The organism is Methylobacter sp. Wu1 (assembly GCF_036553575.1).
Lineage (GTDB): Bacteria > Pseudomonadota > Gammaproteobacteria > Methylococcales > Methylomonadaceae > Methylobacter.
The window spans coordinates 61,950-80,984 of the sequence record NZ_JAZHOC010000074.1; the positions used below are offsets into that span (position 1 = coordinate 61,950).

At 54.1% G+C, this 19,035-nt stretch carries 16 protein-coding genes; 7 read left to right on the forward strand and 9 right to left on the reverse strand.

All coding sequences use genetic code 11. The features are described 5' to 3' along the window. Positions 1-178: 178 nt before the first annotated feature. Both V2P20_RS16640 and V2P20_RS16645 read right to left on the reverse strand, forming a co-directional pair. A complete protein-coding gene (locus V2P20_RS16640; RefSeq protein ID WP_331820266.1) occupies positions 179-1,201 on the reverse strand; it encodes an FAD:protein FMN transferase in 1,023 nt (340 codons plus the stop codon). Between the two features lie 83 nt (positions 1,202-1,284). Then, positions 1,285-1,692, reverse strand: a complete 408-nt coding sequence (locus V2P20_RS16645; RefSeq protein ID WP_194968883.1) for a ketosteroid isomerase-related protein — start codon at positions 1,690-1,692, stop codon at positions 1,285-1,287. A 113-nt stretch (positions 1,693-1,805) separates the two neighbouring features. Here V2P20_RS16645 and soxC point away from each other — a divergent pair, with 113 nt between their 5' ends. From soxC to V2P20_RS16680, 7 genes are all read left to right on the forward strand, one after another. Next, positions 1,806-3,068 carry a sulfite dehydrogenase gene (gene soxC / locus V2P20_RS16650; RefSeq protein WP_331820268.1) on the forward strand — a complete coding sequence of 421 codons (1,263 nt, stop codon included), beginning with the start codon at positions 1,806-1,808 and terminating at the stop codon, positions 3,066-3,068. Continuing rightward, positions 3,055-3,576 (forward strand): cytochrome c, encoded by a 522-nt coding sequence (locus V2P20_RS16655; RefSeq protein ID WP_331820270.1) that lies wholly within the window; start codon positions 3,055-3,057, stop codon positions 3,574-3,576. Before soxC ends, V2P20_RS16655 begins: the two co-directional genes overlap by 14 nt. A gap of 265 nt (positions 3,577-3,841) precedes the next feature. Continuing rightward, complete coding sequence (aqpZ, locus tag V2P20_RS16660) at positions 3,842-4,531, forward strand: aquaporin Z (protein ID WP_331820272.1); 690 nt, start codon at positions 3,842-3,844, stop codon at positions 4,529-4,531. Positions 4,532-4,703: 172 nt separating this feature from the next. After that, complete coding sequence (locus tag V2P20_RS16665; protein WP_331820274.1) at positions 4,704-4,883, forward strand: hypothetical protein; 180 nt, start codon at positions 4,704-4,706, stop codon at positions 4,881-4,883. 347 nt (positions 4,884-5,230) lie between these two features. Continuing rightward, positions 5,231-6,070, forward strand: a complete 840-nt coding sequence (locus tag V2P20_RS16670) for a hypothetical protein (protein ID WP_331820275.1) — start codon at positions 5,231-5,233, stop codon at positions 6,068-6,070. A gap of 112 nt (positions 6,071-6,182) precedes the next feature. After that, positions 6,183-6,827 carry an FMN-binding negative transcriptional regulator gene (locus V2P20_RS16675; protein WP_331820277.1) on the forward strand — a complete coding sequence of 215 codons (645 nt, stop codon included), beginning with the start codon at positions 6,183-6,185 and terminating at the stop codon, positions 6,825-6,827. A 584-nt stretch (positions 6,828-7,411) separates the two neighbouring features. Beyond that, a complete protein-coding gene (locus V2P20_RS16680) occupies positions 7,412-8,125 on the forward strand; it encodes a WbqC family protein (RefSeq protein WP_331820279.1) in 714 nt (237 codons plus the stop codon). A 128-nt stretch (positions 8,126-8,253) separates the two neighbouring features. On the opposite strand, the gene V2P20_RS16685 is transcribed toward V2P20_RS16680, so the two are convergent. The 7 genes from V2P20_RS16685 to V2P20_RS16715 form a co-directional block, all read right to left on the reverse strand. Beyond that, positions 8,254-9,327, reverse strand: coding sequence for a DUF2135 domain-containing protein (locus V2P20_RS16685; RefSeq protein WP_331820281.1), 1,074 nt, complete (start codon positions 9,325-9,327; stop codon positions 8,254-8,256). Then, positions 9,324-9,716 (reverse strand): DUF2300 domain-containing protein, encoded by a 393-nt coding sequence (locus V2P20_RS16690; RefSeq protein ID WP_331820283.1) that lies wholly within the window; start codon positions 9,714-9,716, stop codon positions 9,324-9,326. Before V2P20_RS16690 ends, V2P20_RS16685 begins: the two co-directional genes overlap by 4 nt. A gap of 3 nt (positions 9,717-9,719) precedes the next feature. Then, complete coding sequence (locus tag V2P20_RS16695; RefSeq protein WP_331820285.1) at positions 9,720-14,198, reverse strand: MG2 domain-containing protein; 4,479 nt, start codon at positions 14,196-14,198, stop codon at positions 9,720-9,722. 170 nt (positions 14,199-14,368) lie between these two features. Continuing rightward, complete coding sequence (locus tag V2P20_RS16700; RefSeq protein WP_331820287.1) at positions 14,369-14,983, reverse strand: DUF1175 family protein; 615 nt, start codon at positions 14,981-14,983, stop codon at positions 14,369-14,371. Then, positions 14,983-16,701 (reverse strand): DUF2138 family protein, encoded by a 1,719-nt coding sequence (locus V2P20_RS16705; protein WP_331820289.1) that lies wholly within the window; start codon positions 16,699-16,701, stop codon positions 14,983-14,985. The genes V2P20_RS16700 and V2P20_RS16705 overlap by 1 nt, the downstream gene beginning before the upstream one ends. Before the next feature lie 222 nt (positions 16,702-16,923). Continuing rightward, complete coding sequence (locus V2P20_RS16710; protein WP_331820290.1) at positions 16,924-18,585, reverse strand: glutamine--tRNA ligase/YqeY domain fusion protein; 1,662 nt, start codon at positions 18,583-18,585, stop codon at positions 16,924-16,926. A 196-nt stretch (positions 18,586-18,781) separates the two neighbouring features. Then, positions 18,782-19,027, reverse strand: coding sequence for a hypothetical protein (locus V2P20_RS16715; protein ID WP_331820292.1), 246 nt, complete (start codon positions 19,025-19,027; stop codon positions 18,782-18,784). Between the last annotated feature and the right edge of the window lie 8 nt (positions 19,028-19,035).

Consider the following 19,035-nt stretch of genomic DNA (forward strand, 5'->3'; position numbering starts at 1 on the left):
TCTTGAATTTGAAAGTTTAGTTGTCTTTCATGTAATAAAAAAACCCGCTGTTAAGGCGGGTTTTTTTTTATTATTCGGGAAAATAAATTCTTCAGAGCCCGCTTTTACACACAAGCGCAGCAGCCGTCAACGCATAAACTCCAGGGATATTGATAGTGCTTCAGCAGGCAGGTGCTGGCTACTTCGGTAAATTAACGAAGTGCTCTTGGCTGAGGGCAGGACTGGTGATTTCCTTTAAATTGCCATTTTCGCCATAAATGAAGAACGCTTTCAAACCTTCCGCCGCGGCCAGCTGAGGCCCTTCTTTTTCACCCAGGCACAATAGCGCCGTGGACCAGGCATCGGCCCAGGTGGGGTCGTCGTGCAGCACGCTTACCGATAGGAGATGATGATCAACAGGCTTGCCGGTCGAAGGGGAGACGATGTGGGAATAGACTTTGCCGCCGCTCTCAAAGAAATTGCGGTAGCTGCCTGAAGTCATGATAGCCACGGCGCGGTCAGTCGGTACTTCGATAATGCGTTGCAGCTCATGCCGTCCCCCGGGCACCGGTTTTTCTATCGCTACGCGCCAATGAGAGCCGTCGGCTTTCTTGCCGCGTACTTTCATTTCACCGCCAATTTCCAGCAGGTAGTTAGTGATGCCGCGGCTTTCCAGCAGGGCCGCCGCTTGACCAACCGAATAGCCCTGGCCAATGGAGGAGAAATCAATCTGCATGGCGCCATCCTTTTTGCGCAAGCGTCCGCCCTTGCTGTCGGCTTCGATCTTATCCAGGCCGACTTTGTTTTTGGCGGAGGTAATTTCCTCATCACTGGGCATGCGCTCCTCGTGCTTGAAAAAACCCCAAGCCTCCAGTAACGGTTTGACGGTCAGGTCATAGCAACCGTGAGATTTGTCGTGCACAACCTTGGCGATGTCGATCAGTTCCGGCAGCGCCGGCGAAACCGTCACCCAATCAGTGCCTTGCTGCTGATTGAAACGGGATGCTTCCGAGTCATCCCGATAGTTGGAAAGCTGCAGGTCGATTTTCGCCAGCAGTGCATCGATTTCTCGATGCACTGCGCTGGCATCAGTATTTTCGGCCGGGACGAACTTGATATGATAGCTGGTGCCCTGAGCCAGTCCTTCCAGTTCAAGCTCGCCAGGCGCGTTTCCGCAGCCGGCCAGCGATAAAGTCAAGATCAAGTTAAGAATGTATTTCATGGAGTGCGCTCAAACTAAATATCAGATTCGTATTTACCTGGCAGAACGGCGGCATGGTTCCGTCTCAGAGAAAGTCACCAAGACTACTTGCTGACTTGCGCAATCCAGTCTTGCAGATTGTAGTAGTTGGTAATACGCGCGACTTTGTTATCGCGGATTTCAAAAAAAGCGCCGGCCGGCAGGCGATATTTCTGGCCTTTTGCTTCAGGCAAGCCTTCGTCGGTTTTCAGGTATTCGCCCAATACAACAAATTCAGCTGCGGCGCGGGTGCCGTCCGCAGTTGCCATGATCACCATATCGACGAGCTCTTCTTTGTAACTGTTGTTCATGCCTCCCATGAACTGCTTGAATGCATCCTTGCCGATTTCGCGTCTGCCTTGGTTAATGTCATGGATGACATCGTCAGTGAGCAGGTTTAGAAAAGTATCCATGTCTCCTTTGTTGAAAGCGGCATAATATTGTTCTATCAGTTTGATGCTGTCTTGGTTCATAGTGATCCTATCGGTCAAGTTAAAAATGCCGCCTATTTTATAATTAAACCGCGTTTTTGACTTATTATTTTGCAATAAATTAGTTTTGATTAGTGATTGGCAGGAGTTTTGATATGGTTCGGCAAACCGATTTGCAGCCCGTTGCCGGCGGCGGTTTATTGGATCGGCGTTTGTTCTTAAAGCGCGGATTGTCCTTTTCGGTCGCTGTCGTTTTAGCGCCTGAAGCTTTAGCTAGCGATGAGGAGCGTTTGCCGTGGATGCAGAAACCGGGCGAGCCTTTTTCCAATTACGGCCAGCCCTCTTCGCATGAGCGCAAAACCATCCGCTGGACCATGGGCAACAGCATGGCGCCCGGCAATGGGGTTTCGTGGACGCCGCTACAGGACCTGGAAGGCATCATCACGCCCAGCGGGCTGCATTTTGAGCGTCATCATAACGGCGTGCCGCAGATTGATCCCGATAAACATCAGCTGCTGATTCACGGCCTGGTGAACAAGGCGCTGATCTTCGATATGCAAACACTGCTGCGTTATCCGATGCAGTCCTGCTACTCGTTCGTGGAATGCGGCGGCAACAGCAACGCGGGGTGGCGCGATGAACCCATCCAGACCGCCGTCGGCTATTTTCATGGCATGGCTTCGTGCAGTGAGTGGACGGGCGTCCCTTTACGGATACTGCTTGAGGAAGCCAAAGTCAAGGGCAGGGCAAAATGGCTGATAGCAGAAGGCGCCGATGCCGCTGTCATGAATATCAGTATCCCTCTGGAAAAAGCGCTCGACGATTGTCTGCTGGCTATCTACCAAAACGGCGAGCGCATCAGGCCGGAGAACGGTTATCCCTTGCGCCTGATCGTGCCGGGTTGGGAAGGTGTGCTGAATGTCAAATGGCTGAGACGTCTGCATGTCACTAACAGGCCGACCATGGCCCGAAATGAAACGGCGAAATATACAGAACTGTTGCCTTCCGGAAAATCGCGACAGTTTACTTTTGTTATGGAGGCCAAATCGCTGATAACCAATCCGTCATTCGGCCACAAGCTCGATAGGAATGGTTTATACCAGATCAGCGGCCTGGCCTGGAGCGGCCGGGGCAAAATCGTCAAGGTTGAAGTCTCGGCGGACGGCGGTCAGACCTGGGCCGAGGCTCAACTTCAGGAGCCGGTGCTATCTAAATGTTTTACGCGGTTCAGAATTCCCTGGCAGTGGAATGGCGAGAAAACCATATTAAAAAGCCGGGCTATTGATGAGACAGGCTATGTGCAGCCGGAGCGCAATGCGCTGATCGCCCAGCGCGGCCGGCATGGCTATTTTCATTACAACGCCATTGTCGGTTGGGAAATATCGCCGGAAGGGAATGTCAGCCATGTTTATGCGTAATTTGCTGTTCTGTTTTTGCTTATTTCTCTGTCATGCGGCACAGGCGGAGAATGTCGGCCCCAATTTGGGCAAGCCTGCGCCCGAGGATCTGGTAAAGAGCTGGAACATCGATGTTTTCCCCGATGGGGAAGGACTTCCTGAAGGCAGCGGCAATGCCGTCAAAGGCAAGCAGGTTTACGAAACTTATTGCTTCTCTTGCCATGGCGTCGAAGGCTCAGGCGGCAGCGCTGACGAACTGGCCGGTGCTCGGCATTCACTGACCGATAATCCTCCCGATAAGACGATTGGCACTTATTGGCCTTATGCGACGACAATTTTCGATTTCACACGCCGGGCGATGCCATTGAATGCGCCTGGCAGTTTGAGCCATGATCAATTGTATGCCGTCACTGCCTATCTGCTCTATCTGAACGGGATTATCGGGGAAACCGATAGCATGAATGCCCAAACGTTGCCCGAAGTTAAAATGCCGAATAGGGAGGGTTTTATACGAATTGATGCAGATTGATTACCTTAAAGATAAGCGGTTCTAATAAATTACCCGCTCCGTTATGTTTCGTTCTGGATGATTAGAATAAAACTTGAATCGCATAAATTCGCCAGGGAAGGACTGATGATTAAATTCTTGACTTGAGGTGTCTAGAATATAAACTTGGTTGTGTTTTTTAAAAATAAAAGCTTATTACATGAAATTTAAATAAATTTTATTATGCTTTCCATCATGGCGGCTTAGTTATTGCGTTAAAAAATAATCATAAATTAAGGAGATGAGTATGAAAAAATATATTGCTGAATTCTTCGGGACATTCTGGCTTGTCCTCGGCGGATGCGGCAGCGCGGTACTGTCTGCGGCATTCCCTGATCTTGGTATTGGCTTTCTTGGAGTTGCGCTGGCTTTCGGTTTGACAGTGCTGACCATGGCTTACGCAATCGGGCATATTTCCGGCTGCCATCTGAATCCTGCTGTTTCCATCGGGCTCTGGGCTGGTGGTCGTTTTCCCGCAAGCCAATTACTGCCTTATATCGCAGCGCAAGTCTTAGGCGCTATCGTAGCTGGAGGCATCCTTTATCTGATCGCCAGCGGCAAAGCAGGGTTTGATGTTTCGGCAGGATTCGCTTCCAATGGATATGCGGAGCATTCACCAGGCGACTATTCTCTGTTAGCGGCTTTGGTCACGGAAGTCGTGATGACGATGATGTTTCTGCTCGTCATCCTCGGTGCGACGGATGTGCGTGCGCCGCAGGGCTTGGCGCCCATCGCCATCGGTTTATGTCTTACCTTGATTCTTCTGATCAGCATTCCGGTGACCAATGCTTCAGTAAATCCTGCGCGCAGTACAGGCGTCGCAATTTATGTCGGGGATTGGGCGGTTGCTCAGCTATGGCTGTTTTGGGTGGCACCTATCATTGGCGCACTGCTTGGTGCAGTAATCTATCGTTTTATTGGCAGTACGGAAGATTAAAAGATTTAATGTCAGGACTTACGCAAGCCTGTGGGGGCGACTTCAGTCGCCCATTCAGATAAAAGGCGACTACCAACAGTAGGCGCTCTAGGCGAAGTCGCCCTTACAGGTTTTAAAACCGCTTGTTTCGGCGGTTGAACAGGAAAACTGCGTAAGTCCTGAATGTCCAGCAATGGCTTCAACGACGCTATGCGTCGCTGAAGCTGCTTCTAGTTCAGCAAGCTTAAAAAATCCTAATCATGCTTTTACGGAAGCTGTCTTAGTTGAAGTGATTGAATTCAGCTTGACCGGGTCCTTGCGCAGTTTATTGAATAATGTGCCGGTTAGTCAGGCAACAATTCCAAATTCATGATTTTCTTCTTGAGATCATTAGGGAATAGTTATTGGAAATCATCTGGCCTGATGAGGTGTTTTTATTAAGAATGCGACAAACAGAACAAATGCCGGCGAGGCTTTTTGTGCAGAATTGAATAGTTTGAAAAATGCTTTATTGTTTGTCTTGTTATTGATACAGCCATCCAGCCAGAATATGCCTGTAGCATAAGGATGAAATAATCTGAGCCGTAAAGTTTTATAAATTTGCTCGGCAATGTAAACAATCTTTAAATTTGCATGAAAAATTAGTGCACATTTTTGGGGCCGGTCGTCCCATCATGTCGGGCTTCAATCTTTTGATTAACGGATTTTATAAGAAAGAAAATGAACCAAAAATTATCAGTGAAACAATCAAGACTCATTGCCGTTCTGGCTGGAGCATTGATTATTTCCATCGCTGTCTCTGTGTTTTTTTACAGTCGGCAAGACGGTCAAGATTCGGCATTTTTGTCGCAAAACCTGTCTGCCGTGCCTGATCATACCGCAGCCTTGAGCGAGTTATTCGGCATTCCCGATTCAGGCGGGAAGGTCAGAATTTCGGCTAACGAATTGAGCAGCATCTGGTTTGAACAATCATTCAGCTTAGGCAACGATGAGTTTCATGTCATTTTCACGAAAACTCAGGAAATCGACCCACAATCCGGCGCGATCGTCAAAGCGCATGCTCAGGGCGTCAAAGTGGGCGCAATCACTTATAAGCGAATAGATAGTCAATGGCAGGCCGTATCGAAACAGCCAAAATTTGGCGATTTCGGGGAATGGGGCGATGTCCCGGAAGTGAAACAAGCTGAAATACTTCAACTGTCGCCCGAAAACATTGCATTTATGCTCGATGCCGGAGGCGGCATGGGCGGGTTTTTCGAATCAGGAAAGGCGCTGTTCGCCTACTCGAAAAACAGCTGGCGCGATCTTGGCTATGTTCAAACGGATGCGGATAATTCCGGCGCCTGTGATGAAGCACCCTCTGATGAAGGCGGCTCGATGCCGTGTTGGCGTTATACAGGCACTATATCCATCGTTCCCGGCGAGAATGCCGAATATCCTGATCTGCTGATCACCCGCACCGGCACTGAAAGCGGAGAAAACGGCGTTTCCATAGTTCCCGCCAAAAATGTGACTTACGTTTTTAACGGTGAGAAATATGTCGATGCCTCAAAACTATAAGAATCGGAAAAAAATGGTGGTGCTTGGGCAATAGTTCAATCTGATCAAAAGCTATCTTTTCTGCAAGCGCTCTGCTCTTGCTTATCTTTAACGGAATATAAGGGAAAAATCCATGTACATACCGAAGCATTTTGATGAACCCAGAATCGAAGTCATGCATGACCTGATTCGGGCCCGGCCACTTGCTACGCTGGTTACGCTGTCTGCAAACGGACTGAATGCAAATCACATTCCGCTGCTCGTGTCGGCAGAGTCGGCGCCGCTCGGAGTCTTGAGAGGCCATGTCGCCCGTTCCAATCCCATGTGGTTCGATCTGGCAAAAGATGTTGAGGTGCTGGCTATATTTCATGGTCCGGATGCTTACATTACCCCATCCTGGTACGCTTCCAAGCAGGAAACCGGAAAAGTGGTGCCTACCTGGAATTATGCTGTTGTTCATGCTTACGGCAGGTTGCGTGTTATTGATGATGCTTCATGGCTACGTTCCCAGCTCGAGGCGCTGACCGCACATAACGAAGCGGTTTTTTCCGAGCAATGGGCCGTATCGGATGCGCCTTATGAGTATACGGAAAAGCTGATCGAGGCGATCGTCGGCATTGAAATTACCGTTACCAAACTGTCAGGCAAATGGAAAGTGAGCCAGAATCAGCCGGAGCGGAATCAGGCCAGCGTCATTTCAGGGTTGAAGGCGTGCGGCACCTCTGATGCCGCATCCATGGCAACACTGATAGAGACCTTCGCCAAAAACGCGAGTTGATCCTTCATACACATCTCTTTGAACACCTGAATTTCAAGGCGGCGGTTGTACAATAGGTGCCGGATGAGATCGAAAGACTCGTGTCCGGCTCTGTAAAGTTGATAAGCGACAAGATTTGCGAGGTTAAAAATCTTAAGCAGAACATTCGTAAGCTGAGTTGCAGTGCTGTAAAAACCATCATGGAGCGCAGCGTCATGCCGGACTTATCAATCCAATCTAATGACCCATGGGTTAAAAAATCTTGAACAAAAATTTCCCGCATCAGTCACATCTTTCATATATGGTTCAAGCGTTTAATCTCGAGGAAGAGGTTTTCGTCCTGTTTCTATCAGGTTCTGCTCAGTAATCCGTCAGAGAGGAGATGCCCCATGAAAAAACAGTTTTTTTCTCATAATCACATTTATAGCAATATTTTTTCCTATTAATCTTCACACTGATCGCGCTATAGCGGACGAAGTGTTCATCGAAGCCAACCGTCAGAACCAATCCGATTGAAGTTTCACGTTACAACACCAGTGCAAAAAGTGATTGAAAACGTCGGCGTTGGTACTTTTCCTTTAGTACATTAAAACGGTGTGTTTAACATGAACGGAAAAAACGTTGCAATCATGCAGCCTTACGTATTTCCATATATCGGCTATTATTGCCTGGTGCAGGCAAGCGATACATTCGTTTTCTATGACGATGTCAATTACATCAAACAAGGGTGGATTAACAGAAACCGATTGCTATTAAATAAAGTTCCATACACTTTTACCATTCCATTGAGAAAAAGAAGCTCTTTTCAATTGATTAAGAATATCAATGTACTTGATATTAAAAAATTCAAATCGAAATTCATTAAGCAATTAGAACAATCTTATAGCAAGGCATGTAATTATCAAGCAGGCATGAGTTACGTCGATAAAGTATTGGATACCGATATTGACTTAATCAGTCAATTGGCAATGAAATCTGTGACTGATTTCTTTGAAATGTTAAATATTGAGAAAAACTTTCTGGTTTCATCCGAATGTTTCGGTGAAACGAAAGGCATCGATAAAGCTGACAGGCTTATTACGATAGTCAAGTCGCTTGATTCTGAAAATTACATAAATCCAATAGGAGGAACGGCGCTTTACGATAAACAATACTTTTCCGACAAGGGTGTAAATCTCTCATTCATTAAAGCGAAGTTGGAGAAGTATAAGCAATTGGGAGGCGAAGGATTCGTGGGCGGCCTTTCCATAATTGATGTCATTATGAACAATACCATTGATGAGCTGAAGCCTCATTTAGTGAACTACGAGCTTGTTTGAAGTCAGTATAGGAACCACTGCAACACATAACTGTAGTAGGTTCTGGCTCAGTCAGGCCGGGTTCGAGCGGCCTCAGCCCTTCAGCCGAAAATCTCTATGATGGATGTGGCAATTGTTGGCGCTCATGATTAGGGGTAACTGAACGAGTACACCAAAGCCAAATCCCCCGGATGGCGCAAGGGAACCGTGACGGTTTCCATTTTCTCATCCGGCGTGCCTTCGCCGGTAATCACGGTGATTCTGCCCGTAGTCAGTTGCTCGTCGCTGTCGTAACCTCCGTAATAATTCACGTAGACCAGATAGGTTCCCGGCAGGATTGTGGGCATGGAAAAAATCTCCGGACCGAAGCCTGTGGTCACGTCCACGTCCAGCGCGCCGCCGTTTTCCAACACCCGGTTGCCGTAGAAGCCATGTCCGCCGTCCGGTGTGATCACATGCAGGTCGACATCGGTACCGTCGCTGTCCCAGGACAGCACAACACGGAGTTTAGGACTCGGCTTTTCGCGGTAGGCTTCGTAAAACTGCGTTCGCGCCAGGCTCCTGCCGTCGGGCGCGAGAATTTCAACGCTGTTCGAGCCGGCGCCGAAAGCGTAGGGCCGCTCGAATTCGCCCTGGTCGGTTTTGAGCGGCATCGAGACGCCGTTGACCACCAGTGTTAACGGCTGTTCAACATCAACGCCGGATTTCGGGCTGGCGGCGATGCGGCCCTTGATCAGCGCCAGCGGGCTGTCCTCATCTTCGGCGTTTACGTCCGAGGCCGGATAGGTGACTTTCTGCACGTAGCGCATCCGTTCACCGGAGGAATTGCGCCAGCCGCCCAAGGGCGCGTCCAGTTCGGCCCGGCCGGGAGCGGCTGGCGCTGCGTCGGTAAAGGCTTTGATCTGGGTTTCGATTTCAGTCAGCCGACGGCTATAGGCCGAGGCAATACAGGCATTATCCTGGCAGGGATTGCGTTGTTTTTGCAGCCATTCCCTTTGCCCGGCTGCCAATTGCTGCAAGGCTTTCTTATCGCCTGATGCAAGCCAGGCGAGTTGATCGTAAAGCTCAGCCACGGCCTCGTCGGCAGCCGAGAGCGTATTATCGGCACAGATTGCGGTTTCGACCGCACTGGTCGCCTTGCTGCAATCGAAGCCGGCCGCGGCGGCGGGCATACCGCAGGCCAGCAGCGCGGTCCCAGCGGCAATCATCTTGAACAATCTCATACGTCTCCTTCGAGGATTTGTCTTGCGGTGGCTTCGATGAAAGCTTCGTCGAGCGCCCGCGGGGAATGCTTGAACGCCAGATGCAGGTATTCGTGCGCCAGACTGCGGCGGTCTTCCTCATAATCCAGATGACGCAACCAGATCCGGTTGGCGGCATAGTCCGCGCGGGGACTGCCGGAATGGGCGAGGCAGATTTCGATGCCGCCGGGCGCCTCGAATCCGTCGATTACAGCCAGCTGCCTGTTCCAGCGCGGAGTCTGCTTATCCAGCCATTGCTCCATAAGCCGGTTTCTCTGGCACGGCATTTCCTGAGAACCTGCCCAGGCCCCAGCCGTGAAGGTGGAAAATGCCCAGAGACAAAGGCTGCAAGCGTGCTTCAATCTTTTCATCGTCTACCTGACCTTGAGTGTATAAGCTGCCCCGGTTTGCAGCGCTTGCCGGCGGGGATGGTACATCTCGAAATAGCGCGCCCGGCCAAGCTCGAATTTCCCGCGTTGGGAAAACCGGAGCAGGTGCAGGAAGCGGGCATCGCCATTTAACGCTTCGACCGGAACGGTGTATCGATGCGGGAAAGCCTGGTATTCGGTGTTCTCCAGTTCCAGAGGCTGGGATTGCGCCTGATCCTGCCCATCTTCCGCTGCCCCGCCGCCAAAACCCGGCCCCGAAATTTTCATGCCCCACGGTGCGGCTTCCACATCGGCTCCCGAAGGCAAGGGAATGTCTACGGCGCCATAGCGCGCGCCGCTTTCGCCGCTGACAATCACTTCATCGAGGTAAAGGGCCGAGGAATCGATCTCCGCTCCCGGCTGGATTTCCGTGGCGGCATAGGCCGGCCCAGGGCTTTCCTCGGCTTCCCCGTTCTCCTCCTGTTCGGCATCCGGCTTTTGCAAGTCCAGTTTATACAGCTTGCGCGTCACCCGGACGTCGGAAAGCGGATTCCGAATCTCTACTTCATGCAATTCATAGCTCAGATAGGCTGCCGCCGGCTTGGCGGCAGAGATCTGAATACTCAGGGGGGCGGCGCCGGCGTCGCGGTTGCCGGCCAGTTTCCAGACCGGCAGGCCGAAGCGGGATTCAGCGGGTTCGAAAGCCGGGGGCGCGGTGAAATCCAGCTTTTCCGCCGCTGCGTAAGGTTCCGCTCCCGCGGCTTTTTGCGCCATGAGCAGCACCAGCGAGCGTTCCAAGGTCGGTGTATCCGGGCCGATATCGGCGAGCAGTTCCGAGAGTTGGCCGTCTGCTGGAGGCTGGCCCTTGCGGGCGGCATCCAGCATCAGGGCGGCTTGTTTCAGCCGGTCATCGCTGGCTTCGGGAATATCGCCTGCGAAGGCATCCACGATCTTTCGGGCCGCCGGGTCATAGGCTCCCACATCGCCCAGTGTATCCAGGATCAGCAAGGCCAGTCGTTCGTCCTGGCGCAGCATGGGAAGCCGGGTGGCGGGCGCTTTCTCGTCAAGCTCATCTTCATGCAGGATGTGGGTAAGCAAACCCGGTGTCACACTGGGCTTGTTCTCGCCGGGCTGCATGATGCGCCTGACTAAAGCTCGTGTCTGGGTTTTGACCGGCAAGCCCATCGTGCTGGTCAGCCACAATGCGGTAGCCTGAGTCAGAATGTCCTCGCTGGCGGCCTGCTGCTTGTACACATCCAGAAGGCTCAGCCAGGTGACGGGCGGCGCGGTGATGCCCAGCGTTTGCTGGGCGTGCCAGTCGGCGAAATAGGCATACGCGGTCAGCAGCAGATCATCTTTGGATTGATTGCCCCACCAGCCGAATGCGGAATTCGGCCCGGCCATTTTGACCAGCCGCAAGCGGGCGTTGGCGATTTCGTCCCGCAGTTCCGCGGTCGTTTTCTGCACGGACGGGTCGGGGCCTAGCGATTTCAGATGACCATAGGCAAGGCTGAGAGGAATCAGCCGGCTCGCGGTTTGCTCGGCGCAGCCGTAGGGATAATCCGCCAGCGATTCGGCAATGCGCCAGAAGTGCTGCCAGCCTTTCGCGGCGGGCATGAGCCGGATATTGCTCGCACCCTGGGGCAGAGCAACCGTGCTGCCCTCGGGCTTCAGATCCACCGGCTGCTCATAGCGGGTTTGCCAGCCCTTAGGAACCACCTCGATCGCCGTGTCCAGCACGTCTTGCACTTGTCCGTTGACGGCCAGCGCAGTCTTGAGCGCGCCGCTGATTCGGGCGTCGTAAGGCAGTTCCAGGTAATTGGCGCCCGGTTTTAATTCCACTTCCCGGTTAAGGTCGATGCCGTCGCCGTTGGCCGTGAATGTCGCAGGCTGGTTTTTGGCTGTCCGGTTATAGCCCACCAAGGTGATGACCGGTTTTTCGCCGGCCACGAAAGAATGGGGGCCTGTCCATTTAAGATAAATGTCCTTTGCGGAGACCAGTTGTCCAACACTCTGCCCGAACGCGCCGGCATCGGTCCACGCCCGGCCGGTGATGCGCCAGCGGGTCAGCGATTGTGGCATCCTGAACGAAAAGCTGGCCTTGCCCTCGGCGTCGGTCACCAGATCGGGCAGCCAGGCGGCGGTGTCGATGGCTTCCCGGCGCGGGCGTTCCAGCATTTTCAATGGCCGATTGCTGTAGGAGGGCTGCGGCGGGGCGCTGCGCTCGACGGGCAGGGCCATATCGTAGGCATGAAAATTGAGGCTGGATGAAGTCCGCACCTGGTTGCGGCGGATGTGCTGGAAGAAGTCCTGAATGTTCGGCGCGATTTCAGGTTGTAGGCCGTACACCGCTTCATCCACTACACCCACGGCGAGACGGGTGGAAACGGGGCGGCCATCCAGTTGCGTGCGGACTTCCACCCGTACCTCATCGCCGGGCCGGTAAATCGCTTTATCGGCAGTGAAGGCGATCTCGACGGCAGGAATCCGCACCTTGATGCCTTTGTTCTGGAAGTTGTAGTGTCCATCCTTCACGTACAGCACCGAGAACACCCGGTTGGGCGCATAGCCGGGGCGTATCGGAATATCCGCCCGCCATTGCGTTTCGCCGATGCGGGTGAGGCTGGCCCAGTCGGTGCCTTCAGCCATGAGTCCTGCGCCCTGCACGGAATCCCGTTCCAGCGTGAGTAGAGCGTTGTCCACCGGATCGCGGAAGCTGATGAGGGCATGGGCGGTTTCGCCTTCGCGGTATTCGTCCTTGTCCAGATCGATCCTGAGTCCGCCCGTTGCCAGTCTGGCGCCATTGTCGGATACCCAATGCTCGGTCCGGCCGACGACTTCACCGTCGGCATCCTTGATCCGCACCGTATAGGCGCCAGCCTGAGTGAATTCTACCCTGAAGCGGCCGTCTTTCACCTCGCCGGTTGCGCGGCTTTGGTCATCCAGCCGCAGGGTTTCCCAGGACACGGCCTGGCCCGCCGCCTGCCGAGTGCCAGCCAACGGCTCGGCGGTGAAATCGATGCCCTCGCCGGGCTTGGAGACATGAGCGGCAGCGCTGAGTTGATAAAGTTTGCGGCCGCTCTCGATGATGAATTCCTTGACCGCAGTCACCCGATAGGTCGAGCTGTCGGCACAAGCCACGCGCAAAATGTAATGGCTGGGTTCCTTGGCCGGCGGCAGGTCGAACTCCACCGCGCCGTCGTCGCCGGCGATCCGGCTTTCCTGAGCCAGCTTGACCGGGAAATGCATCTGGGCGCCGGTGTAATAATTATTGTAGCCCTCGCCGCCGAGCAGGTTCAGCGCCTGGGCGCGCAGGTTCAGGTCCACGGTGGCGCCCTTGACCGGCTCTCCGCTCGGATAGCGCAACTGGATGCGCGCATGAATGGGTTGGCCGGTTTTGTAGTTCTGCTCGCGGGTCGTAATCTCCACATCGAAATGCGGCTTGGTGTAGGCGGCGACCCGGAACGAGCCCATGTAGGCCGCCCCCTGATAGCTCAGGTTCAGGGTATAGCCGCCGGCTACGGCTTCCTTGGGCAAGCGGAACTCGGCGTTGGCGCCCTGTTCAGGGGATGCCTGCAATGCCTGAACCGCGACCGGCGTGCCGTTGGGGTCGAGCACGGAAAGGGTGACGCTGCCAGCTGCCAGGGGCGAGGAGTTCAGCGCATCCTGGAAGGTTCTTCCCACCAGCTTGACGTGGACTTTGTCGCCCGGCTGATAAAGCGGCCGGTCGGTGAAAGCGTAAAGCTTGTCGCCTTCGATCTCGCTGTCGTAGTAGAAATTCTCCGAAACGAACACGCCGCCCCGACTGTCCTGGCCGATGATGTAGCTGCGCTCAGGGATCTTGCGCTGGATCATCAGGAGGCCGCGCGAGTCGGTCTCGCCCTCCTGCATTACGCCCACCCCGTCCGAGAACAGGATGCGGGCCTGTCCGGCAGGACGGCCGGTTTGCCGCTCGGCGGTCCAAACCAGCAACTGTTCCCTGGACACCTTGGCGACCGCGATCATATCGGATACGAATACCACCGTTATGGCCCGCTGCCCGCCGATGGCGGCTTCCACCAGGTACAGGCCGGGCGGCAGTTTGCCCAGCGGGATTTTCACATCGCCCGGTTTGGGATTGATGAATTCGCTGCTGCTGCCCTCCATGTTCACGGTCGAGTCCTGCTGTATGGGCTTCGCTGTCCAGATCGGGTAACGGAAGCGATCGACCAGCTCGAAGCCGGGCAGGGGCTTAATCTGCGGATCATGGCGGAATTCGGTGTGGTAGCTGTGCGGCGGCGCCTGCTTGAGCGTCGGGATAGCCTCGACCACTTTGGCCCGCGCCTCGCTGGAAAAGATGCGCTGCCAGGCCAGCCGGGTTTTCTTGTACCACGTGTCGAAGACGTAGTTCAGCGCATTGACGATGCCTTCGGGGCGGGATTGCGCCGTCACCTGGATGCGGTGCAGGTTGCGCTGGCTTTTCAGAAACGCCAAGGGGTCGGGCACGCGGTATATCAGGATGTCCGCATCCTCGTCCGAAGCGCTCGTCGGCCCGTCCAGCCTGACCACCGCCATTTCGTCGGAACCGAACGGGGTTTCCGCGACTAAAAAGAACCTGTCTCCGGCGGCTCGTTCATAGCCGCTGGGATCAATGTCGCCCGCCCACGCGATGTTAATCAGCGTGATAAGAACGAGAAACGGTAGATACCGGCAAAGTTGGGATTGTCGGGTCGTGGTTGCCACCGGGTGTCCTTCCAATTCATGAGAGTGTCGAGGGGAACGGCCCGCAGGCCGTTGTCGTTTTTGGCCTTGGAGCCGCGATGGTAAGCGATGTAATCCCCCATCCATACCATCAGGTGCTGGCTGTCGCCCTGGTCGTAAAACAACAGGTCTCCCGGCAAAGCCTGGTTGATATCCGAGGATATGAAGACGCTGTTCTCCTGGACCAGATCTATGGCCGAGGCGTAGGCGCCGCGCTGGCCGTCCGCCCGCCTCCAGCGGTTATGCAGCGCGGACTGTTCGGGCGTCAGTCGGACTTCCGGCGGGAGGAAGCGGTTAGACACCCCGTTGGCTTTGCGCCAGGCCTCGCCATGCGCTTTGAGCGCCTCGCCCACGGCGAACCGGACCAGACCGGCGCAGTCCTGCTGCGCCCAGCGCGGCGTCGGCCCTTGCCGGAGCTGTTCGCCGACGATGCGCACGAACCAGGCGCGGAAGGCATCGGTCTGCCGGGTGTCCAGCACCGGTTCGGCGCAGGCTGCGGAAGCGCCGAGCAGAGCCAGCGCCGCCAGCACTATTCGGACCACTTGAGCGGTTCCCAGGCAGTTTTTCCAGTCGGCGCCGGCAGACGCATGATCCGTCCGTCCTTAAGCTTTTCCAGTTCCGGCAGCAGGCGCTCGGAGACATTGGCCCGGAATATCGGTTCCCGTTCGCCCGGCAGACTATCCAGCAGGGCGGTTGTGACCATGTCGACAAGGCGGTCGGGATACATCGCTACAGCGGTTTCGCTATTTTTAGGCAGGGCGTCGCCCAGGGCCGGATAGCGTCCCTCCAGGACCGCAATGGCATCATCCACCAGCGTCGCATCCGGCGAGAACAGCAGCATATCTCGCCACTCTGCCAGAGCGACAGTGAAATAGCGGCCTGAGCGCATGTCTTCACTGCGCTTACTATCTTCTCGCGGCCGGATTCCGTAGGGCGAACTGACTTCACGACGCCAGACCGTACCGTTCGCCTGCTTGTCCTCCAAGACTTCGAACGGCGGGTGATAGATGACAACAGGGGCTTCTGCTGGCTCATCTTCTCCGGCCTGTTGTGCCGGTTTAGCGGCGGATGGCTCGACTTGCGCCACGCCCGCTTCGTGGGTGCCGATGGCGGCCCTGAACAAGCTCTGCAGGGTCGTGTTCAAGCTGGCTTCGGAATTTTTCCGGATCGCTACCAAAGGAGCGTAGAGTTTGGTCTTGTCGTACCAGCACACGGCGGCAGGCGGCTCGAGGGCGTCCGCCAAGCGCTCGGCATCATCCGCAGACACCACTTTGGACAGGAGCGCGGCTGTCCGGTCCGGATCGATTGGAACTGCCGCGCATAAGGCCGGATGGTCGGGTACGGCGTTCCATACTTTGGAGGCCGTGGGGAAAGGGGGCGATGCCGAAACTGCCGCTGTCCAGCCGGGAGCATCATAATCGAAGCGCAGCGCGTGCAACGTCGGAAATAGCGTCTGATAGCCCAGGCTTAGGTAATTCGCGGACACCGCGAAAGTATGGACATGGGGCTGAGCGTCCAACTGGAAACTCTGCGTCCAAAGGTCGGCCGGGTTTTCCGTGTTCAGCAGGCGGTTGACTCTCTCCAGTTCCTCCGCATCTGTGTGCAGCAGGATGCCGGCATCGGAAAAGATCAGCAGGCGATCTCCGACGCTGGCGAAATATAGCTTCAGGCGGCGCCCATAACTCAGTTCGAATACTTGGGGGGCGCTGGGGCCTGGGAGCGCGCCGGCGATGCGCAATTGGCTGTCGGCCAGGGCCGTCTTTGCCAGCGCTTCCAGGACCGGCACCAAACCTTCGCGGCGGACCACCGTCAGCCAGCGTCCGAGTCGGCCATCGCGGCTTTTCCAAAAGGCGATTTGGGCCGGGCGGTCGAGAATCGCAGCAAGGAAGCGATCGCCCAGATTGAGCTCGTGCTCAAAGCCGATCCGCCTTAAAGTACCTTCCAGGCTCAGCCGCTCCTCATTCTCCTGATAATAGAAGAACAGGTCTTCCAGGGCCAGATGCTGCAGAACCGGGGCCGTGAGCAGATCTTTCGGGAGTCTGGACAGGCTTTGTGTGTTGAGCAAGGCATCCGGGGTCAGCAGGTTTACCTCGACCGCTAACGCAGGCTCGGTCCTAGCCCGCGAATACCAATGATATAGGCCCGTCCCGATGACTATGATGACTGCCAGACCAAGCAGGGCCAGCAATGAATAGCGCCATTTGCGGCTTGCGGTAAGCGCTGTTCCGAGGTTGCGCAGAAAAGTCAAGCAATGAGTTCCTTTAGAAGTGGGCGTTAGATTTTAAAGATGGGTATTTTTAAATCACTTTAAGAGCCGCTCCATTCTAGACTAAGAATATGGAATTGTCAGCAAAGGCAGGGCTGCAGCTCAAATGACGTTTTGTTGTGCATTCCGAGTTACAGTGAAGAAAAAGGTTGCCCATATATCAAATGGGCAACCTTTGATCAGGTCCGGTTAGTTTTCTAGCGATCAGTCTTTTTCCCAGCTATCGCGCAGAGTCACTGTCCTGTTGAATACCAACTTTCCGTCTGAGCTGTCGGAGTCCAGGCAGAAATAGCCGGTGCGTTCAAACTGGTAGCGGCTTTCAGGCTTTGCATCAGCCAGGCTGGCTTCGACGCGGCAGTCTGTCAGTATTTCCAGCGAGTTCGGGTTCAATGCGTCGAGGAAATTCTCTTCATTATCCGGATTGGGCAGCTTGAACAAGCGATCATACAAACGTACTTCCGCTGGCTGTGCGTGCGCTTCGGAAACCCAGTGTATGACGCCTTTGACTTTGCGTCCTTCCGGATTCTTGCCCAACGTGTCAGGATCATAAGTGCAGTGCAGTTCGATAATGTTGCCGTCGGCATCCTTGATGATTTCGTTGCATTTAATGATGTAAGCGCCGCGCAGGCGGACTTCGCCGCCTTCTATCAGGCGCTTGAACTTAGGCGGCGGCACTTCGGCAAAATCATCCTGTTCAATCAGCACGACTTTGGAGAAGGCAACTTCACGCTTGCCGAACTCAGGCTTCTGGGGATGGTTGCTGATTTCCATGTATTCGGTCGTGTCGTCGGGATAATTTTCGATGACTACCCGTAAAGGCCGCAGTACGGCCATCGCGCGGGGCGCATTCTCGTTGAGGTCCTCGCGGATGCAGTATTCCAGCATGCCCATTTCTATCCATGAATGCTGTTTGGTCACGCCGATGCGTTCGCAGAAATCGCGTATGGCTTTAGGCGTAAAGCCTGCGCGGCGCAGACCGGCAATGGTCGGCATGCGCGGGTCATCCCAGCCATTGACGTGTTTTTCGGTGACCAGCTGATTGAGCTTGCGCTTGCTGACGATGGTGTATTCCAATTGCAGGCGGGCAAATTCTATCTGCTGCGGATGGCAGGACGTAGCGAGCTGGTCCAGAACCCAATCGTAAAGCGGACGATGGTCTTCAAACTCCAGTGTGCACAGCGAGTGCGTAATGCCTTCAAGCGCGTCGGAGATGCAGTGTGTGTAATCGTACATCGGATAGATGCACCATTTGTCGCCGGTGCGCTGGTGATGAACGCGGCGAATGCGGTACAGAGCAGGATCGCGCATGTTGATATTCGGCGATGCCATATCAATCTTGGCGCGCAGTACGTATTGTCCATCGGCAAACTCGCCGTCGCGCATGCGTCTGAACAGGTCCAGGTTGTCTTCTACAGAGCGGTTTCTGTCCGGGCTTTCCTTGCCGGGTTCGGTCAGGGTGCCGCGATAGGCTCTGATTTGTTCGGCAGACAGACTATCGACATAGGCTTTGCCGTCTCTGATCAGCTGTACGGCATAATCGTAAAGCTGTTCGAAATAGTCCGAGGCATGGCGTAATTCCGTCCATTGAAAGCCCAGCCATTGCACGTCGCGTTTAATGGATTCTACATATTCGTCGCTTTCTTTTTCAGGGTTCGTATCGTCGAAACGCAGGTTGCAAGTGCCGTTATACTCGCGGGCAATGCCGAAGTTCAGACAGATCGATTTCGCATGGCCGATATGCAGATAGCCGTTGGGCTCAGGCGGAAACCGGGTGACGACTTTTCCATTATTTTTGTTTTCCTTGAGATCGTTGTCGATGATATGGCGAATAAAATTTGGTGATGGCAGATTTTCGTTTGTGGCCATGAGGTCTGTATGTAATTGTCGCGTTATGGATGTTGATTTAATAGTCAGATAATGCAGCCAGATCAGCCGTTGAGTGATCGGCAGGCTTTCTATAAGTATTTAGCATTTCAAGCTGCTGGATCATTGTCGAGCATACTACTGTACGTGCCCGCTTTAGTAAAGACCGTGCCAGGCGCGAAAATACGCAATAGGGAATTTAGTCGGTCGAATCTTTATTTTCCTTGAGCTGTTGCAGTACGTCGATGCCTTTTTTGCGTTGCAGGCGGATGATTTCCAGTTCGGTTTGATACAGTTTCTTCAAGCATTCATCATCAGCCTGTTCTATTTTATCCGAGATCTTCCGTTCTTTTTTCTTGAGACTCTTCAGGATCTTTTTCAGCTCTTCTCTGTGGCGTTTTTTTCTTTTTTGGGCAGGGTCAAAAAAGGCTTGTAATTTATGCAATAGCTTTT

What these genes read in the sequence shown, in the direction of transcription:
- V2P20_RS16690 (WP_331820283.1), bottom strand. Translation starts at nt 9,716, where the DNA reads ATGAAAAGATTGAAGCACGCTTGCAGCCTTTGTCTCTGGGCATTTTCC.
- V2P20_RS16655 (WP_331820270.1), top strand. Translation starts at nt 3,055, where the DNA reads ATGTTTATGCGTAATTTGCTGTTCTGTTTTTGCTTATTTCTCTGTCAT.
- V2P20_RS16645 (WP_194968883.1), bottom strand. Translation starts at nt 1,692, where the DNA reads ATGAACCAAGACAGCATCAAACTGATAGAACAATATTATGCCGCTTTC.
- V2P20_RS16665 (WP_331820274.1), top strand. Translation starts at nt 4,704, where the DNA reads ATGGCTTCAACGACGCTATGCGTCGCTGAAGCTGCTTCTAGTTCAGCA.
- V2P20_RS16640 (WP_331820266.1), bottom strand. Translation starts at nt 1,201, where the DNA reads ATGAAATACATTCTTAACTTGATCTTGACTTTATCGCTGGCCGGCTGC.
- aqpZ (WP_331820272.1), top strand. Translation starts at nt 3,842, where the DNA reads ATGAAAAAATATATTGCTGAATTCTTCGGGACATTCTGGCTTGTCCTC.
- V2P20_RS16710 (WP_331820290.1), bottom strand. Translation starts at nt 18,585, where the DNA reads ATGGCCACAAACGAAAATCTGCCATCACCAAATTTTATTCGCCATATC.
- soxC (WP_331820268.1), top strand. Translation starts at nt 1,806, where the DNA reads ATGGTTCGGCAAACCGATTTGCAGCCCGTTGCCGGCGGCGGTTTATTG.
- V2P20_RS16685 (WP_331820281.1), bottom strand. Translation starts at nt 9,327, where the DNA reads ATGAGATTGTTCAAGATGATTGCCGCTGGGACCGCGCTGCTGGCCTGC.
- V2P20_RS16680 (WP_331820279.1), top strand. Translation starts at nt 7,412, where the DNA reads ATGAACGGAAAAAACGTTGCAATCATGCAGCCTTACGTATTTCCATAT.
- V2P20_RS16670 (WP_331820275.1), top strand. Translation starts at nt 5,231, where the DNA reads ATGAACCAAAAATTATCAGTGAAACAATCAAGACTCATTGCCGTTCTG.
- V2P20_RS16675 (WP_331820277.1), top strand. Translation starts at nt 6,183, where the DNA reads ATGTACATACCGAAGCATTTTGATGAACCCAGAATCGAAGTCATGCAT.